The organism is Acholeplasma hippikon (assembly GCF_900660755.1).
GTDB lineage: Bacteria > Bacillota_I > Bacilli_A > Acholeplasmatales > Acholeplasmataceae > Acholeplasma > Acholeplasma hippikon.
This window is the reverse complement of the sequence record NZ_LR215050.1, coordinates 925325-942214: the sequence shown is the minus strand read 5'-3', so window position 1 is coordinate 942214 and position 16890 is coordinate 925325. Positions and strand designations below refer to the sequence as shown.

At 31.3% G+C, this 16890-nt stretch carries 13 protein-coding genes and 1 pseudogene; 11 read left to right on the top strand and 3 right to left on the bottom strand.

What is annotated here, in order from left to right; translation table 11 throughout:
* The first annotated feature begins 27 nt into the window (after window positions 1-27).
* From EXC59_RS04545 to EXC59_RS04510, 8 genes are all read left to right on the top strand, one after another.
* Window positions 28-1722, top strand: coding sequence for an ABC transporter ATP-binding protein (locus EXC59_RS04545; protein ID WP_035368534.1), 1695 nt, complete (start codon window positions 28-30; stop codon window positions 1720-1722).
* On the top strand, window positions 1722-3461 hold the full coding sequence (locus tag EXC59_RS04540; RefSeq protein WP_162163919.1) for an ABC transporter ATP-binding protein: 1740 nt from the start codon (window positions 1722-1724) through the stop codon (window positions 3459-3461). Before EXC59_RS04545 ends, EXC59_RS04540 begins: the two co-directional genes overlap by 1 nt.
* Complete coding sequence (gene prfA, locus EXC59_RS04535) at window positions 3454-4518, top strand: peptide chain release factor 1 (protein ID WP_162163918.1); 1065 nt, start codon at window positions 3454-3456, stop codon at window positions 4516-4518. Before EXC59_RS04540 ends, prfA begins: the two co-directional genes overlap by 8 nt.
* Entirely contained in the window at window positions 4515-5363 is an 849-nt protein-coding gene (prmC, locus tag EXC59_RS04530; RefSeq protein ID WP_035368531.1) for a peptide chain release factor N(5)-glutamine methyltransferase, read from the top strand. The genes prfA and prmC overlap by 4 nt, the downstream gene beginning before the upstream one ends.
* A gap of 169 nt (window positions 5364-5532) precedes the next feature.
* Window positions 5533-7350: a translational GTPase TypA gene (typA, locus tag EXC59_RS04525; protein WP_035368529.1), complete on the top strand. Its 1818-nt coding sequence runs from the start codon at window positions 5533-5535 to the stop codon at window positions 7348-7350.
* Between the two features lie 59 nt (window positions 7351-7409).
* Window positions 7410-7850 (top strand): ribose 5-phosphate isomerase B, encoded by a 441-nt coding sequence (gene rpiB, locus EXC59_RS04520; RefSeq protein WP_035368528.1) that lies wholly within the window; start codon window positions 7410-7412, stop codon window positions 7848-7850.
* Between the two features lie 4 nt (window positions 7851-7854).
* Window positions 7855-8481 carry a uracil phosphoribosyltransferase gene (gene upp / locus EXC59_RS04515; protein ID WP_035368526.1) on the top strand — a complete coding sequence of 209 codons (627 nt, stop codon included), beginning with the start codon at window positions 7855-7857 and terminating at the stop codon, window positions 8479-8481.
* A complete protein-coding gene (locus EXC59_RS04510; RefSeq protein ID WP_035368525.1) occupies window positions 8481-8696 on the top strand; it encodes a DUF1146 family protein in 216 nt (71 codons plus the stop codon). Before upp ends, EXC59_RS04510 begins: the two co-directional genes overlap by 1 nt.
* On the opposite strand, the gene EXC59_RS04505 is transcribed toward EXC59_RS04510, so the two are convergent.
* A complete protein-coding gene (locus tag EXC59_RS04505; protein ID WP_051658953.1) occupies window positions 8679-9269 on the bottom strand; it encodes an IMPACT family protein in 591 nt (196 codons plus the stop codon). The two genes, EXC59_RS04510 and EXC59_RS04505, sit on opposite strands and share 18 nt — an antisense overlap.
* 95 nt (window positions 9270-9364) lie before the next feature.
* On the opposite strand from EXC59_RS04505, the gene EXC59_RS04500 reads away from it, so the two are divergent.
* From EXC59_RS04500 to EXC59_RS04490, 3 genes are read left to right on the top strand one after another with little or no spacing between them, the layout of a single operon-like run.
* Window positions 9365-10216, top strand: a complete 852-nt coding sequence (locus EXC59_RS04500; protein ID WP_035368523.1) for a DegV family protein — start codon at window positions 9365-9367, stop codon at window positions 10214-10216.
* A 19-nt stretch (window positions 10217-10235) separates the two neighbouring features.
* Window positions 10236-11390 carry a CCA tRNA nucleotidyltransferase gene (locus EXC59_RS04495; RefSeq protein WP_035368522.1) on the top strand — a complete coding sequence of 385 codons (1155 nt, stop codon included), beginning with the start codon at window positions 10236-10238 and terminating at the stop codon, window positions 11388-11390.
* Between the two features lie 2 nt (window positions 11391-11392).
* Entirely contained in the window at window positions 11393-12298 is a 906-nt protein-coding gene (locus EXC59_RS04490; protein ID WP_084145092.1) for an HD domain-containing protein, read from the top strand.
* An 80-nt stretch (window positions 12299-12378) separates the two neighbouring features.
* Here the strand turns inward: EXC59_RS04490 and EXC59_RS04485 are convergent.
* Window positions 12379-13336: pseudogene (locus tag EXC59_RS04485) on the bottom strand (IS30 family transposase).
* A gap of 173 nt (window positions 13337-13509) precedes the next feature.
* Window positions 13510-16746 carry a hypothetical protein gene (locus tag EXC59_RS04480; RefSeq protein ID WP_035368521.1) on the bottom strand — a complete coding sequence of 1079 codons (3237 nt, stop codon included), beginning with the start codon at window positions 16744-16746 and terminating at the stop codon, window positions 13510-13512.
* Between the last annotated feature and the right edge of the window lie 144 nt (window positions 16747-16890).

Here is a 16890-nt window from a genome sequence, read left to right as displayed (position 1 = left end):
ATATATTGGATTAGAAGGTGAAATTACATGAAATTGAGAGATTATGTTCATCATAAAGGTTTATTAGCATTAGGTACTTTTTCTAAGTTAATTGAAGTTGTTTTAGAACTTTTTGTACCAATCTTTATGGGAATCATGCTTGATGAGGGTGTAGGAAAACAAAATAGTAAAACAACTTATTTTATGCTTATTTTAATTGGGATTTTTTCACTCTTAGGATATTTGAGTACTGTCTTTGCGCATTTCTTAGTTGCTAGAGTATCACAAGATTATGCACATCAACTAAGATTAGCTTTATTTGATAAAGTAATTGATTTTGATCATGAAAATCGAAGCAAGTTTTCTTCATCAAGTCTATTAAACAGATTAAATAATGATGTTTTGCAAACATCAAATGCTTTGGCTATGACGATGCGTATCGCATCACGTGCGCCTTTTTTAATGATAGGTAGTATTGTTGCTTTATTAATTACAGCACATAAAATAGCAGTAGTATTTATGCTTGTTTTACCAATTGTATTAGTTCTCGTTTTATTTATCGTGATGATGCTCATTAGAAATAACCATCAATTACAAATTGAAAACGATAGAATGAGTGTTATTGTAAAAGAAAATATAGATGGTATTCAATCAATTCAAGCTTTTGTTCAATCAGACTATGAATTAAATCGTTTCAATAAAAAGCAAAGCACAATTGTTAAACTACAAAGAAAATTATCTAATATTTCAAGTTTAGGTTCTCCACTCGTTTCTGCGATTTTAAATGTTAGTTTGGTGCTAATGATTTATATGGCGGGCATCAGTATTAACATTGGTGATATGACACAAGGTCAAGTCATTTCAATGATTAACTATACAACGAACCTTATTTTATCAGTATTAGGTATCTTTAACTTAATGTTACTTTATGCACGTACAATTACTGCAAACGCAAGAATTCGTGCAGTTTTAACATTAGAAAACAAAGAAAATAGTAATGAACTATTAAAAGACAAAATAAAAGAAATTGAATTTAAGAACGTAAGTTATCATTATCCAGATCAAAGTGATTTTTTAAAGAATGTAAGTTTTACTGTTAAAGAAAATGAAATTATTGGAATTTTAGGTTTAACAGGGTCTGGTAAATCAACAATTCTAAAATTAGTTAACCGATTAATTGAACCAGTAGATGGAACAGTTTTATTTAACAGAATTGATTATAAGAATTATTCAAAAGAAAGTATTAAAGAAAAAGTTGGGTTTATTGATCAAAAAAATATGTTACTCATGGGGACTGTCAGAAGTAATTTAAGCATGAATAAAACATATAAAGATGAAGCCTTAATGGAGGCATTAAAGTTAGCCGCATTTGAACTTCCACAAAGCGAGTTAGATAGAGAAGTTTTAAAGGATGGTGCTAACTTCTCAGGTGGTCAACGCCAACGCTTAAATATTGCTAGAGCTTTAATTAGAAAACCAGATGTAATTATTATGGATGATAGTTTAGCATCTTTAGATAATCATACACAAAACACAATCAAAAACAATGTAAAAAAATTAGCACAAAAGCCAATTATCTTTATTGCTGCATCACGTTTAAATACATTAGCTATTGCCGACCGTATCATGGTTGTCAAGAATGGCTTAGTTGAAGCAATAGGTACAATGGAAGAACTAAAAGAAACATCTAATACATTCAACAAAATTTATCAAAGCCAAGTTGAAATTGCGGAGGTGAAATAATGTTTGAATTTTTAAAATTAACCACTTACGCAGAAGGCGCTAAAAAATATTTATTAATTAATATCATAACGGCTTTTATTGGTAACATTTCTACATTACTCGCCCCATTATTTGTTGGGTTTGCGGTTGAATATATGATTGGAAAAGATCAAGTTAATCTTGATTTAGTTTTAAGAAACTTAATTGTTGCAGGTATTTTATATGCAGTAGGATCTTTCTTATTATGGTTATCAAATAAGAGTAGCTATTTATATACGATTCATATCGTGTCTAATTACCGTGCAAAAGTAATGGAAGATGTTCAAAAAGCAAAATATAGTAAGATTAATGGGCTTCAATCGGGCGATATGATGATGAAGATGAGTTTACAAATGGATATGATTTATGATGCCATTTCATACTTCTTTATTTATTTCGTTCCTGGTATTGTAACAATTATCTTTACGTTAGGTATGCTAATTTATTTAAACTATTTATTCGCTATTGTAGTTGTAGTGATGGTTCCTGTAATGTTTATGTATACCAAGTATTCAACACGAGGAGTTGCCAAATACTTTAAAGAAACGCAACGTTTATCAGGAAATTTATCTAAACAAGCAGATGAGGCATTTTCAAATCATACCTTAATTTCAAACTATAATTACGAAGAAGAAATTAAGAGAAAATTCAAAAAAGAACAAACAGAATATTATGATGTTTTAAATAAAAGTTATTTCCTATCGAGTATTAATAACCCAACATTCAGATTAATTTCTAACACAAGTTATTTATTATTAGGTATTTTATTTGCGGTCTTAAACTTTAATAACGTCATTGTTCAAGTTGGTACATTCTCATCTATTTTAGTTTATGGTACAATGTTTTATCGACCTGTAAATGACTTATCTAATTACACATCACAATTTATTTTAGCTTCAACAGCGTATAGAAAAATTGATGAAGTTGTTAGAGAGTTAGAGCGTGATACAGATGGTAAAGAAGCGTTAAATAAACAGCTTGATGGAGAAATTGAGTTTAGGAATGTTGACTTTAGTTACCGAGAAAACCAAAATTTAATTAAAAATTTCAACTTATCAGTTAAAAAAGGTATGAAGGTTGGAATTGTTGGTAAAACAGGTGCAGGAAAATCAACCATCATTAACCTTTTAATGCGATTCTACAGGGTAAATAAAGGTGAAATCCTTTTAGATGGTTACGATATCAATACACTTAAGAAAAATAGTTTTAGACGCCAATACGGGCTTATTTTGCAAGAGCCTTGGTTATTTAATGGAACATTATTTGAAAATATAAGTTATGGAAAAAAAGATGCAAGTTATGAAGAAGTTGTAGCTGCTGCTAAACTTGCAGGATGTCATGATTTCATTTCAAAATTAAAAGATGGATATAATACACAATATGAAGAAAAAGGTGTAATTTCTGTAGGACAAAAACAATTAATCACAATTGCTAGAGCAATTTTAATGAATCCATCAGTTGTTATTTTAGATGAGGCAACATCTCATATTGACTCTGTAATGGAAAAGCAAATTTCAGATGCCTTTAAGGAATTAATGAAGGGGAAAACAACATTTATGATTGCTCACCGACTACAAACCATCATGGATTCTGATGTCATTATCGTCATGAATGATGGTAAAATAGTAGAGCAAGGCACTCATGAATCATTGATGAGTCTAAATGGTTATTACCACTCATTATTTAACGCGCAATTTAACGAAGGAGAATCACATGTTTGATCGATTAAAAGTTATTAAAGAAACATATGAAAAAATTCAAGAAAAGTTACAATCCGGCATTACCGATGTAAAAGAAATTACAAAGTTAATGAAAGAATCTAGATCATTAGAAGAAACAGTTGAAACTTATGATAATTATCTTGAGGCTGAAAAACAATTAAATGATATTAAAGAGATTTTAGAAATCGAAGAAGACCAAACGTTTATTGAAGCAGCAAAACAAGAAGCAAAAGAATTAACAGCTAAACTTGAAGAATTAGAAGCCAAATTAAAGATATTATTATTACCAAAAGACCCGAATGATGATAAAGACGTTATCATGGAAATTAAAGGTGCTGCTGGTGGTGATGAAGGTAACATCTTTGCTGGTGATTTATTTAGAATGTATTCAAAATTAGCTGAAGCAAAAGGTTGGAAGATTTCACTATTAAACGTTTCACACGGTGCAATGGGAGGGTTTGCCTCAATCGAATTTTCAGTATCAGGTGATTCAGTATATTCTTATTTAAAGTATGAATCAGGTGTACATCGTGTTCAACGTGTACCGGCAACCGAATCACAAGGTAGAGTACATACATCAACAGCAGTTGTATTAGCAATTCCTGAACAAGATGAAATTGAATATGATGTTAAATGGGAAGATATTAGATTTGATACATTCCAATCAAGTGGAGCAGGGGGGCAATCAGTTAATACGACTTACTCAGCTGTACGTTTAACACACATTCCAACTGGAATTGTGGTATCTTCTCAAGAAGAACGAAGCCAACATGAAAATAAAGACCGTGCATATAAATTATTAGTGGCTAGAATTTACGATAAGTTCTTACAAGAACAAATGGAAAAAGAAGGCGCAAATAGAAAAGCATTAGCTGGGCGTGGAGATCGTAGTGAAAAGATTAGAACATATAACTACCCACAAAACCGTGTGACTGACCATAGAATTGGGTTAACATTAAATAGACTAGATGTGATTATGGAAGGGAGAATTGACTTAATTATTGATCCATTAATTAATGAATATCAAAAACGTCAATTACAAGGAGAAGAAATTTGAAATTAGAAAAAGTAATTCAAACTTATGAGAAGTTAGCAATCGAAAATAATAAAGAACCAGAATCAATTAAATGGTTAATTATGGAGCTTTCTTTCTATACACCTTCTCAATTTTATTTAAACTTAAAAACTGAGATGAATGAATCATTCATCCAAATGGTTGATGAAGCAGCCAGAAAATATATCTTCGAATCAATCCCTGTTCAACATATTTTAGGATTCTCATATTTCTATGGCTATAAGTTTAAAGTGAACAATGATGTTTTAATTCCAAGAAGAGAAACTGAAGAATTAGTTGAGGAAGTTCTATCAATTTATGATGAATATTTTGAAGGAAATGAAGTTGATGTCTTGGATTTAGGAACTGGAAGTGGATGTATTTCAGTAACGTTATCATTAGAAGAACCTAACATGAATGTAACAGCATCAGATATTTCTGAAGATGCATTAAAAGTAGCATTAGCAAATAATGATGAATTAGGTGCTAAAGTGAATTTTAAAGTTTCAAACTGGTTTGACCAAATTGATGGTAAATTTGATATTATTGTTGCAAATCCTCCATATATTCCCGATCATGAAGCAGTACAAGATATCGTTGAAAAAGAACCAAGTATTGCATTATTTGGTGGTTTAGATGGTTTAAATCCATATGAAATTATCCTTTCATGCGCAAGCAAATATTTAAAAGATAAAGCACTTATTGCATTTGAACATGGATATACGCAAAGTGAAGCAATCAAAGCAATTGCACTTAAGTATTTCCCAAATGCTACGATTAGACAAAAGAAAGATATGCAAGGCAAAGACCGCATGACTTTTGTAGGACTAAACGGCGTCTTAAAATAAGCAAAAGTACATAATAAGTTCATTAGTTATCAATTATAGTGATACAAGTTGTGAAAAATTACGTATTGATTAATTTTATGTAAATAAAACCAAAAAAACTCTACATATTACGTGGAGTTTTTTTATTATTGTGATAAAATAAAAAAGGTTTAAAAAAGGATGATGAAAAATGGAAATTAGAAATGTCGCAATTATTGCACACGTAGACCATGGTAAAACCACTTTGGTCGATAAGTTATTACAACAATCAGAAACATTCAGAGCAAATCAAGCAATGCAAGAACGTTCAATGGATAGCAATGATATTGAACGTGAACGTGGAATCACTATTTTAGCGAAAGCAACTTCAATTATTTATGGTGATTATAGAATCAACATCATGGATACTCCAGGTCACGCTGACTTTGGTGGTGAAGTTGAACGTATTATGAAATTAGTAGATGGCGTTTTACTATTAGTCGATGCAAAAGATGGGGTTATGCCTCAAACAAAATTCGTTTTAAGAAAAGCTTTAGAGTCAAACTTAAAACCTATTGTTGTAATCAACAAAATTGATAGACCATTTGCTGATCCAAAGAAAACAATCAATCAAGTATTTGATTTATTCATTGACTTAGGCGCAACAGAAGAACAATTAGAATTCCCTGTTATTTATGCTTCAGGGTTATTAGGTGTTTCTTCATTTACAGAAGATGTATCTAACGCTAAGAATATGAAACCATTACTTGATACAATTGTAAATCATGTACCTAAACCAAATGTTACTGTTGATGGACCATTACAATTCCAACCAGCATTAGTTGACTATAACGAATTCGTTGGTAGAATGGGTATTGGTAAAGTATTTAGAGGAACAATGAAGGTAAACTCATTTGTTTCTGTAGTAAGAGCAGACGGTAAGATTCAACAATTTAGAATTCAAAAGTTATTTAGATATAGTGGATTAACAAAAATTGAAGTCGATGAAGCATACGCTGGAGATATCGTAGCGATTGCTGGTTTATCTGATATTCAAGTTGGTGATACAGTTTGTGAAGTTGGTAAAGAAGAAGCATTACCATTATTACATATTGATGAACCAACAGTTCAAATGTTATTCTTAACAAACAATTCACCATTCTCAGGTAAAGAAGGTAAGTTTGTTACAGCATCAAAAATTGATGAAAGATTATTCAAAGAAGTTCAAAAAGACGTTTCATTAAAAGTTGAAAGATCTGCTGGTGCTGAATCATGGATGGTTTCAGGCCGTGGGGAATTACACTTAGGTATTTTAATTGAATCAATGAGAAGAGAAGGATTTGAATTCCAAGTTTCTCGTCCACAAGTAATTTTAAAAGAAATTGATGGTGTGATGCATGAACCATATGAAGAAGTTCAAGTCGATGTTCCAAATGATTATGTAGGGTCTGTAATGGAAATTCTTGGTAACCGTCGTGGCGATGTTATCTCTATGGACCAAGGCCAAACAGAAACAAGATTAATCTATCATATGCCATCACGTGGTATTATTGGATTAATGACTCAATTCTTAACTGCAACGAAAGGTTATGGTGTGTTATCACACATCTTCTTAGACTTCCGTCCAGTAATTAATGTGCCAGTTGGTAATAGACAAAATGGTGCCTTAATTTCAATGAGCCAAGGTATGACAACTGCATATGCAATTGGTCACTTAGAAGATCGTGGTATGTTCTTCTTAGAACCAAGAGTAGATGTTTATGAAGGTATGATTGTTGGTATCCACAACAAAGATAACGATTTAGTAGTAAATGTTGTTGAAGAAAAGAAACTAACTAACATGCGTTCGGCAGGTAAAGATTCTACAGTTGTATTAAAACGTCCTTTAGAAATGAGTTTAGAAGCTTGTATGGATTTCATTAATGATGATGAGTTAATTGAAATTACTCCAAAATCAATTAGATTAAGAAAGAAATACTTAACTGCAGCTGAAAGAAAACGTCAGTATGTTAAAGAAATGAAGGGCTAAAAAATAATTTTTTAGCCTTTTTCTTATGTTATAATATCTTTGAAAGGAATGTGATGATTATGAAAATAGGTTTAGGTGCAGATCATGCAGGATTTAATCTAAAAGCAGATCTAATAAAACATTTAGAAAATAAAGGATATGAAGTAGTCGATTATGGGACAAACTCAGTCGATAGAGTCGATTATCCTGATTATGGTAAAAAGGTTGGCGAAAATGTTGCTAAACACGAAGTCGACTTAGGTATCTTAATTTGCGGAACTGGTATTGGTATGAGTATCGCAGCAAACAAAGTAAAAGGTGTTAGAGCAGCATTAATTTATGATGAATTAACTGCAAGATTAGCCAAAGAGCATAATCATGCAAACGTAATTGCTATCGGTGAAAGAACAACTGACACTGAAAAAGCAAAACTTCTTGTCGACACTTTTTTAAATGCACATGAAGAATCAAGACACAATATAAGAATCGAAAAAATAGCAAAAATTGAAGAAGAGGAATAAGAATATGCCCAAAGTAACCGTTTTGAAACACCCTTTAATTGAACACAAAATGTCAATTATCCGTGATAAAAATACATCTACGAAAAGTTTTAGAGAGAATGTTTCAGAAGTTGGGGCATTAATCACCTATGAACTTACTAAAGATTTAGAACTTCAAGCGAAAGAAATTGAAACACCAGTAACAAAAACAACTGTATATGAATTAAAAAAACCTGTAGTGATTGTACCAATCTTACGTGCAGGTTTAGGTATGGTTGATGGTATTCATGATATGATTCCAAGTGCAAAGGTAGGTCATATTGGCTTATACCGCAATGAAGAAACATTAGAGCCAATCACTTACTATGCTAAATTTCCACAAGAAATTAAAAATGGTTGTGTGATTGTTATTGATCCAATGTTAGCAACTGGTGGTTCAGCAAGCGCTGCAATCACTAAATTAAAAGAAGCAGGAGCAACTGATGTTCGTTATGTGGGTTTAGTAGGCTGTCCTGAAGGAGTTGAAAGACTTCAAAATGATCACCCAGATGTGCCAATTTACTTAGCAGCATTGGATGAAAGATTAAATGAAAAAGGCTATATCGTCCCAGGACTTGGTGACTGTGGAGATAGATTATTCGGTACAAAATAATGACTGACCTAGTCAAATATATTCTCTTTTGGTGTATCTTTGCAGGAAGTTTTGTCGTAACTTTCAGAATACTTCAAGCACTTGAAATAGAAAAGTATTTTAAAAAATACCGCAAGATGGAAATACATTCAGCGTATTTCATCATTACGGTATTAGTTAGTTATGCACTAGGTAAATTTTTACTAGATATTATTGAATTATTTCCAGGGAACTAAGATTTCTTTAGTTCCTTGGTTTTTTATTTTTTTAAATAAATATTCGTATGTCTTTAATAATTCTTCGCCACTGATAAATTGTAAATCATAGTTTACATCAGTTAAAAATTCTTTATTCACGATGTAGTCTTTAAATAATGTATCAATTAAATTTATTTTTTCATAAGAAAATGTAACTTGATAATTTTTAGTTGTTTCCTGTTTTAGGATAGAGGCAATTTGTAAAGCTTCTTTAGTTGCACGAGCATATGCGCGAATAAGTCCGCCAGCGCCTAATTTAATGCCACCAAAATAACGAATCACACATGCAAATACATTTTTTAGTTGATGCGCATTAAGGATTTCTAAGATAGGAACACCAGCTGTACCACTTGGTTCGCCATCATCGTTTGATCCTTGAGTATTTTCAAAAACATAGGCAGTACAGTAATGTGTTGCCTTTGGATATTGTTTTTTTATATCTTTTAATATTTGAGGAATTTCATCAGGAGATGTAATAGGTGTAATAACACCTATGAACTCTGATTTTTCGATTATTATTGTATTTGTAACAGGATTCTTAAGAAAAAACATATGATCACCGAAAATAAGTATAACATATTTTGATTTACTCTTTTAGGTTTTCATATAATTTGATATAATTAATTAGGATAAAAGGAGATATTTCGATGAAAGTTAAAGTGGCATCTACATCAACATCTTGTCTAGATTATTATGACAAGCCTCATGATATTGACATAATTAGAATCAAATTATTAGATGGTGACAAAGAATTATTAGATGGTAAAGATGTAAAAGCTAATGAATTCTTTGCAAGGCTAAGAAATGAACCAACTTGGGTTCCAAAAACATCTCAACCTGCTATTGGAGAGATTGTTTCATATATGGAATCTTTAGTTGAAGCTGGATATGAAGAATTATTTGTAACTACAATTTCCAAAGAATTATCAGGAACATTCAATAGCATTAGGCAAGCTGCACTCATGGTAGAGGATAAATTAAAGGTTACTGTATTTGATACAAAAACTGTTTGTTTCTCTGAAGGTTATATCGCATTAACTGCAGACCGTTTATTCAAAGAAGGTAAGACAACACCTGAGGTTATTAAGCATTTAGAATTTATGAGAGATAACAATACCATTTTATTTGCAGTTGATGATTTAACTCATTTAGTAAATAATGGGCGTTTAACTGGTGCAAAAGCATTTTTTGGTAAACTTTTAAAAGTTAAACCAGTATTACAGGTAACAAATGAAGGTAAGATTGTTTCAATAGATAAAACAAGAAACATTAAATCTGCCTTAAAATCAGTTGTTGATTACGTAAAAACATATACTGAAGGTAAAAAGTTTTATGCACATATTGTATATGCGGGTAATCCAACATTAAAACAATACTTTGAAGAAATATTAGAAGAAGAACTTGGAATTAAAGGTTTACATGAAGCACCATCTACACCTGTTGTTGGTGCACACATTGGACCTGACGTTGTAGGTATCGGAGTTTTCTTAGAAAATTAAAGAATTAGAGGAATTAAAAATGAGTAGTCTATTTACAGCAAAGAAGTTAATCAAAGATTTAAAAAGAAACGGACATGAAGCGTTCTTGGTTGGCGGTGTTGTTAGAGACTTCTTAATGAAATCAAAATTTAATGACATTGACATTACAACAAAAGCAAAACCTTTTGAAGTGATGAAACTTTATAAAACAGCTCCAACTGGATTAAAATATGGAAGTGTAACTGTTTTATATGACAATGAAAAATTTGAAGTTACAACTTATAGATTAGATGGACCTACTTCGGACTTTAGACATCCAGATTCAGTAATCTATTCTGAAGATGTTAAAGACGATGTATTAAGAAGAGACTTTACAATCAATGGTATTTTAATGGATGAGTTCCAAAATATTTATGATTATGTTGATGGACAAAAAGACATCGAAGCCAAATTAATTCGTGCAATTGGTGATCCAACTACACGTTTTAATGAAGATGCATTAAGAATGTTAAGAGCAATTTATTTCCAATCAAAATTAGGATTTGAAATTGAAGAACAAACAAAAGAGGCAATTAAAAATAATACGCATTCAATTACTGAATTAGCTATGGAAAGAGTTCATCAAGAATTAATAAAGATTCTTAAGGGTGAATACGCAATTAAAGCATTAAATTCAATGGTTGAGTTAGGATTAGATAAAGTATTACCAGGATTAGAAAAAGGCATTCAATACGTTGCTACGCTTGATAAAATGCCATTTGTTGATACATTCTTTACATTATCATTCGCATTAAACAATGGTGTTGTCCCATCTAAGTGGACATTCTCAAATGTACATAGAAATAAATATCAAAAAGCAAGTGAATTAGCTAATAAAGTTCATGGTATGCCAGATGATAAAACACTATATACATATGGATTAGAAATTTCATTATTAGCAAATAAAGCAAACTTCTTCTTAGGTAGATCTAAACATTTAGAAAAGAAAATTCAAGAAGTATATGATAATTTACCTGTTAAGAGCGAATTAGATTTAGCTTTAACAAGTCATGAAATTATGAAGTTTTTAAATAAGAAACAAGGTGTTTGGTTAGGTAACTTAAGAAAACAAATGATTGAAGATGTTTTATTAAAGAATGTTAACAACACAAAAGAAGATTTATATAAATATCTTCAAGATAAGAAGGTGAATTAAAGATGCAACAAAATAAAGTTTTAGGAAAAGTTGACTCTATTAATAAAGGTGCCAATTATGCCAATACTTCACTTATCTTAGAAGACAAGTCTAGATTAAATGTTAAATTGGATCAAGTAGATGATTCAATCCTACAAGTTGGTAAAATTTATGAATTTGAACTAGAAACTTATTTAAGAGAAGAAGTTACAAATTATCGCGCATTAGCTATCCGCCCAATTGAAGACTTAGGGCTAGATAGTGACACGTTTAATAATATTCAATCAAATTTTTATGATTTCGCTCCATTACCATTATCAGTAATGAAGAAAGAAATTGAAGTGTTCTTAAATAAAATTGAAAATAAAGTTTTATTTGAAGTAACCAATAATATTTATAGAAAATATCAAAATGTATTCTATACACATCCAGCAGCAACTAAATTCCATCATGCATATGTTGGAGGATTAGCATATCATACGTTAACCATGCTAAAGATGATTGAGCCTCTGGTAAATATCTATTCATATTTAAATAAAGATTTACTTTATGCGGCAACACTTTTACATGATATTTCAAAAATCAATGAAATGACTGGTGTAGATGGTGAATATACAACTGAAGGTTTATTATTAGGTCATTTAGTGATGGGGTCAATTGAAATTGAGAAAGCAGCTTTAGTACTTGGTTATCAAGATACTGAAGAAGTGATGTTATTAAAGCACTTAATGATTGCTCATCATGGACAATTAACATTCGGATCACCTAAGAAACCTCAAACTGGTGAAGCATTATTATTATGGTTTATTGATACAATGGATTCTAAGTTTACAGAATTAGGTAATGAACTAGATAAAGTTAAACCAGGTGAATTTACACAAGCAATTGGCGTGTTAGATAAAATGCGTTTCTACAAACCAAAAATATAAGATTAAAGATGATAAGCAGATGAAAATCTGCTTTTTATTTTTTGATGAATTGTCAATTCAAGTGCGACACTTTATACTATTTAAAATTCATACATCACTTCTAATGGTGTTTTATATCCTAAACATTTTCGTGGTCTATTATTCATAAGGTTTAATATACTGCTTAATTCATTATTATTTGTTAAAGATAAATCCATACCTTTTGGATAAAACTCTCTTAATAATCCATTTGTATTTTCATTACTTCCTTTTTGCCACGCACAGTATGGGTCAGCGAAGTATACGTCACAATTCAATTTTTCTTCAATTTCTTTATAACCAGAAAATTCTTTACCTCGATCACAGGTTATAGTTTTAACGTAATCTTCAGGATACTCAGATAACATTTCAATAATTGCACTGCTAACATTTTCATGCGTATGATCAGGAACCAGTTTCGCTATATAAATACGAGATTTTCTTTCAAGTAATGTTACGAAACAGAACCTACTCTTCCTTGTATGACCAAATCTTCCAGACTCTACAGTGTCAGCTTCCCAATGACCTATTATATTTCGTTTATGGACTTCTTTAGGTTTTTTTTATGGTTTTTCCAATATTAAATCTGCCTCTAGTCTCTTGAGGACGTTTAAATTTACCTTTTCTTCTAAGTTTACTCATATCTCCATCAATGATTATAGATTCATGAATCCATCGGTATATTGTAGAAAATGAAGGACATCCTTTGACCCTATCTTTTTCTCTTTTTGCTATTTGTTCTGGTGACCATCTTTCTCTTAACTTTATTTCTATATATGTTTTAATTTCTTTAGTAATCATTTTAGGTCTGTGACTTTTTTTGCGTCTAAATTTATATTTGTTTTGTGCACTAGTTGGTTGATATTTACTACTGTTTTGATAACTGTTTCTTTTGAGTTCTCTTGAAATCGTTGATGGATTTCTTTTTAATGCTCTTGCTATTTCACGAATTTTCATTCCCATTTGCTTAAATTGAAATATACATGCTCGCTCTTCTATGGTAAGATGATGATAGTTCATAGTTTCTCCTTATTTTGTTTGTTTGGTCACTTACATTATAAGAGATTCTATGAACCTTTTTTATTTTATACAGTGTTGCACTTGTTATACTAATCTATCTTTTTAAAATAAAGCAATAAAAAAGAGTTACTGTGTAAGTAACTCTTTTTTGTTTATTGATTAATTTAGATAAATTATTTTAATACATCAAACCATGAACCGTATACGTTAGCATACTCTTCATTGATAGCTGCTTCATAAACATGTTTGATTGATGCGTTAGCGGCATCTTCTAATACTGAATCTGAGAAGAATGAGTAGTTGAAGAATTGGTTGTAGTTAGCTTGACGTAATGCTGTTAATTGAGCATCTAATGAAGCATTTCCTGTTCCAATTGAATTACCGAATAAGTAGTTGAATGCAATTTCTAATTGTGAATATGATGAATCATATTGAGACTTAACTGCAGCGAAGTACTTGTTATAAGCTGATTGAACTGAAGTAGGTAATGTGATTACGTCTCCTTCGAATTCTTTAGATTCTTCGATGAAGATTAAGATTTGTTCCCAAGTTAAGTCATCAGTATCATTTAATGCTGATAATTTCTTACCTGAAACGAATGGATTAGCGATTGTTGAATCGTAAGTTGATTCATTTCCTGATGCAACTTCAACTTTAGCTGATAATTCTGTTGTGTATCCTGTAACAAGGATCATGTGCCATCCGAATGAAGAACGAGTTCTTTCAACTGAATAAGCAGCATCAGCAACTTGAGTATCAGAAGCAGTTAAATCTGGTGCAAATAATGGTAATAATTCAGCTGGTTTATCAATTTCATTTTCGATGATTTCAGTCTTGATATGTTGACCTAAAGCCATAGCATAATCGAAGAAGTCTACATCTAAACTTGATTGTTGACCAGGGAAGTTTGTAGCATTTGAAATTGTACCTAATGATTCTTGTTTAACTTTTAATCCTAAACGTTTGAATACACCGAACACATCTGAGTCTTTAGCGTGTTTGATGAAGTCATAGATTTCTTGTGGTGTAGCACCAGCGATGAAGTCTAAGTATTCTTGTTCAGTTTGGAATTTAGAGAATCTAGTTGAGTTATTGTAAGCAGTAGCTACAGTTTGTAAACCAGTCTTTAAGTTTGCACTTTGTTTAGCACGTGAAGATAAGATTGAGATTAACTCTGCAACAACTTCTTCAAACTCAGCTAATGTAGTGATTCCATCAAAGTTTTGTTGAGCGATTAACTCATCAGTTGGTTTATCTGGAGTACCATCTTGGTTGAAGTCAACATACACTAATAAGTGATCAGCAGTAATTTCGATTTGGTTATCGCGTTGTTTCTTAGCTAATTCAGCGAATTTAGCATAGATATTATTTGCTACTGTTTCATCTCCATAATGAGCTGTTAAATCTTCTTCAAATAATTCACGTAATTTAGATTGAACATACATCTTATCGATAGCATCTTCAGTTACGCTCTTACCATCGTGAGCATAAGCACCAACTGCTAATAATAAGAATTTGTCAACTCCGATTGAAGCTGGGAATCCGTTTGAAGCGAATCCGCCTGATTGGAATGATTTAAGAATTGATTCTAAGTTTTCTCTGTAAGACTTCATTTCTTTATCAGTGATTTGAGCACCGTAGTCTTTACGTAATTTCTTCATTAAGATGTTATCTAAAGCAGTTGATAATCCTAAAGTCTTAGTAACTTCTGCGAAGTAGTCATCAACTTTAATTTCTTTATCTCCAACTTTAGCTAAGACTTCATTATTTAAGAAACCTTTAGAACCATTGTATTCTTTAGTGTTAGCATAGAATTCTCTTAAGATTGGATCATAGATGTTAATCTTAATATCTTCATATTTTTCATTAACTTTAGTAGTTACATATGATGAAGTTAATCTAGCTTTAACTAATTTTTCTAATGCTTTAGTTCTTTGAGATTGAGCATTATCATTGTCTTGGAATTTGATATCTAATGAATCAGTTTCGTCTAATACATCTTTATCTGATTCGCGTTCATCATTTAATAAATAAACTAAATATTGGTTGTTGTTGTAAGTTTGAACTTGACGTGAGTAAGGACGTCCGTAAGTTTTACCATCAGCATTTGGACCACTAATAGTTTCATAGTACATTGATTCTTTATCTAAACCATATACGTATGATCTTAAAGCTGTGTTTGATGATAATACTATATCAGTGAATTTCTTAGTGAAATCTTTTTCTAAGTCAGTTCTAAAAGCAGTACCTGTAGCTAAATCAGAGATGTTAGCTGGGTTGTAGTTAGTACCGTTTAAGTAGTCATAGATTTCTAAGAATACTGATAATACTTCGTTGTTATCTTTAGAATCGTCTAAAGCAACATCTATGCCATTGATAGAGTAGTTAGAATAGTAAGTTGCAAAATCAGCTGAATCATAAGCGATTGGAGTTAATGTTGCAATATCTAATCCTAATTTGTTTGCTAATACATCTTTAGCTTTAGCAATTGGTGTGCTTCCAGTTGTATCTGTATTAGATTTGATTTGATCGATGATAGCTTGGTCAGCAATATTTGGAATTCTGAACCATTCTCCACGAGCGTTTGATTTGATAGCAAATTTATAACGAGCTAATTCACCTTCAGCAACTGAATCAAATGAAATGATTACTGCTGAAACGTTGTATTTACCAGCGATTGAGTTTCTGTACTCTGTAACGATGTTTGCTTCTGAAATGTATACTGATGAATCTTCGTCTGCTAATTCACCTGTTAATTCCCCGTTTTCAAAATCCCCTAGAACTTGTTTTGCGTAAACTTTTTTCTTAACAGCTAGAGTGTATTGTTTAATTAAGGAATCGATGACAGCATCAAATGTTGAATTTGCAGTCTTATCAACATATCCGAATACGAAATCAGCTGTTTCGTCGAAATCAGCAGCGTTCGCTCTTGTGATTACACTTTCAATAACTGTATCTAGGAAGTTAATAAGTCCAACTTTATTAATTCCAGGATTTGAGATAGCAAATGAATCAGCAAATGACAAGATAGCTTGAGAAATCATTCTATCGCTGTATGAGCTAATTTGTTTTGCAGTGATGGTTGCAGATGAGAAAAGTGCTGTATTGATTTCCTGTTCAAATGCTGAAACCTCAAAATCGGATAAATTTGAAGCGTTAATAGTAACGTCTTCGAAGACTAATTCGTCAATGTAAGTAACTAATCTACTAACAGATGAAACTCGTAATTGATCGTAAAGTTCTTTTTCAGTAACTGTGTATCCATTTGTTGTTAAATATGCGTTGTCACTAATTGACCCATAAGGTGTACCTGATTGACCCTTACATGCGACAAGCGTTAGCGAAAAAGCTGCTACTAAAAGTAATAATGCAATCTTTTTAGCTGAGAATAACGTTTTTAATATTTTCATGTATGCTTTCACTCCTTAAATGTGATTAAAAAATACAGCAAATATAATATAGCATTTTTTACATATTATTGCAACCGTTTTTTGCTTTTCATGATATTTATATCATCTTGTTTTCCTACATATCTTAGTCCACTTAACTGTGAT

Coding starts and splice junctions, on each gene's coding strand:
- prfA (WP_162163918.1), top strand. CDS start 3,454: ATGTTTGATCGATTAAAAGTTATTAAAGAAACATATGAAAAAATTCAA.
- typA (WP_035368529.1), top strand. CDS start 5,533: ATGGAAATTAGAAATGTCGCAATTATTGCACACGTAGACCATGGTAAA.
- EXC59_RS04510 (WP_035368525.1), top strand. CDS start 8,481: ATGACTGACCTAGTCAAATATATTCTCTTTTGGTGTATCTTTGCAGGA.
- EXC59_RS04505 (WP_051658953.1), bottom strand. CDS start 9,269: ATGTTTTTTCTTAAGAATCCTGTTACAAATACAATAATAATCGAAAAA.
- EXC59_RS04495 (WP_035368522.1), top strand. CDS start 10,236: ATGAGTAGTCTATTTACAGCAAAGAAGTTAATCAAAGATTTAAAAAGA.
- EXC59_RS04490 (WP_084145092.1), top strand. CDS start 11,393: ATGCAACAAAATAAAGTTTTAGGAAAAGTTGACTCTATTAATAAAGGT.
- EXC59_RS04540 (WP_162163919.1), top strand. CDS start 1,722: ATGTTTGAATTTTTAAAATTAACCACTTACGCAGAAGGCGCTAAAAAA.
- EXC59_RS04500 (WP_035368523.1), top strand. CDS start 9,365: ATGAAAGTTAAAGTGGCATCTACATCAACATCTTGTCTAGATTATTAT.
- rpiB (WP_035368528.1), top strand. CDS start 7,410: ATGAAAATAGGTTTAGGTGCAGATCATGCAGGATTTAATCTAAAAGCA.
- upp (WP_035368526.1), top strand. CDS start 7,855: ATGCCCAAAGTAACCGTTTTGAAACACCCTTTAATTGAACACAAAATG.
- EXC59_RS04480 (WP_035368521.1), bottom strand. CDS start 16,746: ATGAAAATATTAAAAACGTTATTCTCAGCTAAAAAGATTGCATTATTA.
- EXC59_RS04545 (WP_035368534.1), top strand. CDS start 28: ATGAAATTGAGAGATTATGTTCATCATAAAGGTTTATTAGCATTAGGT.